This is a genomic window from Photobacterium lutimaris (assembly GCF_003025555.1).
Lineage (GTDB): Bacteria > Pseudomonadota > Gammaproteobacteria > Enterobacterales > Vibrionaceae > Photobacterium > Photobacterium lutimaris.
The window spans coordinates 1-1,801 of sequence record NZ_PYMH01000034.1 but is presented as its reverse complement, the minus strand read 5'-3'; the positions used below and the strand labels follow the sequence as shown (position 1 = coordinate 1,801).

Annotated in this window: 2 protein-coding genes; both read right to left on the bottom strand. The window is 38.5% G+C overall.

What is annotated here, in order from left to right:
• Positions 1–245 precede the first annotated feature (245 nt).
• Complete coding sequence (locus C9I99_RS26835) at positions 246–791, bottom strand: HNH endonuclease (protein WP_107351891.1); 546 nt, start codon at positions 789–791, stop codon at positions 246–248.
• Between the two features lie 140 nt (positions 792–931).
• Positions 932–1,648: a hypothetical protein gene (locus tag C9I99_RS26830; protein WP_107351890.1), complete on the bottom strand. Its 717-nt coding sequence runs from the start codon at positions 1,646–1,648 to the stop codon at positions 932–934.
• Positions 1,649–1,801: the final 153 nt, after the last annotated feature.

Sequence of the window (1,801 nt, the reverse complement as noted above, 5' to 3'; positions counted from 1 at the left end):
AACCGCAACCGCGTAGTGTCATCAGGGTCATGGCAACAAAGCCAGTAAATAGACCGAATGTAGAGCGGCAGTCCCAACCTTCCATTACCTGACGCTGTTGTTGACAATCGGGGGAGTCCATGTAGCCCTGTTAAGGTGTGAGCAACGCAATGCCGAAGCTTCCGCATACCACCTTAAACACTAAACGCAACGCATAGTAAAAATGCCACGCGTTGCGAATCACTCTTAAACAGTTTGTTATAAAGCTATTTCACGAAGGCTTCGTCTAACTGCTTGTAAAGATTTAAAGACTTTTCAGACTCTGTTTTAATGTTTTCGTACAAACTACCTGCGATAACCCTAACTGCGTGTTTTTCATTTTCGTTTAGGTTCGGGTAATCATATCGTTTGAAGTTGTCTAAAATTGCCTGTTTTCGAGATTGAAATACTTCGGTCTCTCCACGCTTCTCACACACAAGCTTTAGATGACTTACCCAATCACAGTATGACTTGTCAGGATTCCGCTCACGTTTATTGCATGATTTACAACAAGGGACAGTATTTCCTGGGTGGTGAAGGCCATATTCCGTTCGGTTGAACATAAATACGTGCTCAATTTGTAATTTATCGTGTTTTTCACCACAGTAAGCACAGCATGATGCGAAATGGCCATCTCGTATTTCAAGCCAAATAGCCTTACCTTTACCGCTACCCGTGTTAAATGAATGTCCTAAATAATGCTCCCCGACTTTTGTTAGGAAAGCCCTAACAGCAGTATTGGCTGAGTCTGATGCTGTATTGTAAATTGCCATACTTCTTCCTGCTTTATAACGCCTACAATAAGGTGCCCCACGCAAAACCATCAAAGCACACTGAACTTCATACCAAAACCGCCGAGTGTAACGGGTCACCTTGATTGCCTTGTTAGCTGAAAATCTCAAGAGGGTAATACTTAGCCCTCATCAAAATTAAAATAAACAACTTGGTGACTAATCAACTTTCTAACTCTTACAAACTCACCAGTATTAACTGTATCCCCAACATTAGTAACTTCACCTGTTTCCATGTCTTTCATTGCTGGAGTTTCTATAACTTCATGTACTGATGTTCTATACACTTCTCTAGAGGTTGTATAATAACCATCTAACTTTTCTGGATTAAAATATTGAACACTTCTATTTTCAGATGAGCTTCGATGTTTTTTTAACACATCAAACACACTTAACTCACCATCATAGGTAACATATGCTGTATTATTGTAGTCATAGATGTATTTTATGGTTTTATTTTTGAAAATGTACGTAAAAACAACAACGAACCTATCTTCAAAATCACGAGTTAAATCATAGTCTAACCCATCTATCTCATATGGTTCACTTAAAAACCTTGCAGTTCGTTTATTGAACATCGCATAAAATTTGTTAGTCACTTTAACAAGGTAACTAAAGTGTTTATCCTGCAAGTATTCAATATTCGCATACATGTTAACTGTAACGTCTATGATGAAATCATCACTATTTCTTTGTATTGAACTGTAACAAATGCCTGCATTAGCAAATTTCTTACAACCAAATGCGGAGGAAAACTCTTTATCAAGTTTGTCTACAATGATTTCATTGGCAAGAGCCATACTTGAAAAAAGAAAAGCAATAATAACTAAAATTTTCACTAAGACTTCCTTTATGTGAAATCAGCTAACGCCTGCAATAAGGTGTGCCCCACAGAACCAACAAAGCACACTGAACTCCGTACCAAAACCGCCGAGTGTAACGCATCACCTTGATTGCCTTGTTATGTTTTGAGACTCGTCATGCACCAACTA

Bases quoted from the DNA above. Each gene is read 5' to 3' on its own strand.
- C9I99_RS26835 (WP_107351891.1), bottom strand. From the start codon at position 791: ATGGCAATTTACAATACAGCATCAGACTCAGCCAATACTGCTGTTAGG.